Source organism: Leptolyngbya sp. BC1307 (assembly GCF_002286735.1).
Classification (GTDB): Bacteria; Cyanobacteriota; Cyanobacteriia; order Phormidesmidales; family Phormidesmidaceae; genus Phormidesmis.
Genome location: NZ_NRTA01000185.1, coordinates 1 through 724, shown reverse-complemented (window position 1 = coordinate 724; position 724 = coordinate 1). Strand labels below are relative to the sequence as shown.

Sequence of the window (724 nt, the reverse complement as noted above, 5' to 3'; positions counted from 1 at the left end):
CTTTTCATTCTTCTGTTACAACAGATTTCTCGCCCTTTGACCACTCATCGTTACTTTCCTCAATAATGCTACTTACCAGCGGTTATTGAGCTATTGCGAAACACACTCAGCAATATCAGGTTTAGGCACGAGATCAAAGCCTAATGATTGGGCTTTTCGCTGTAGCTGGATAAAGGTTCGTTCACGATACTTTTGCTCATAAGCATCAACGCCAGGGTCAACATAAGCGTCGCCTTTTGACCATATATGGTAGAAGATGCGAGCGATTTTATGAGCGGTCGCGGTGATGGCTTTCGGCCCGCCTAACCGAGCTTTCATCCGTCGATAAAAAGCACCCAATGCCGATTGACTTCGAGAAAGCGTTTGAGCGGCCATGCGGAAAGCGTTAGCGGCGCGATTAACGACACGCCGAGTTTTAGAACTTTTGACTTTGCCGCCAGTAATGCGGCTACCGGGACAAAGCCCTAGCCAGGAGACAAAATGCTTGACGGTTGGGAACTGAGAAGCATCTAGGCCAACCTCGGAAAGGATGACGAGAACGGAGAGCGCTCCCAGGCCAGCAATTTGAGTCAAGTCTACGCCACTAACGCGGTATAGATGCGTCCGCAAATCGAAGTCAGGGGCATTTATTAAATGTCAAGAGGGTAGGCGATAAAATGACAGAGCGTAGGCGGGTGGAGGTACAGTCGAAGAGACGAATGAGTCTAGCGCTAAGCCAGAGTCT

At 49.2% G+C, this 724-nt stretch carries 1 protein-coding gene; it reads right to left on the bottom strand.

Going from position 1 to position 724, the window contains the following annotated elements; genetic code table 11:
* Positions 1 to 90 precede the first annotated feature (90 nt).
* A complete protein-coding gene (locus tag CKL79_RS22705) occupies positions 91 to 573 on the bottom strand; it encodes a transposase (protein ID WP_240519048.1) in 483 nt (160 codons plus the stop codon).
* Positions 574 to 724 lie beyond the last annotated feature (151 nt).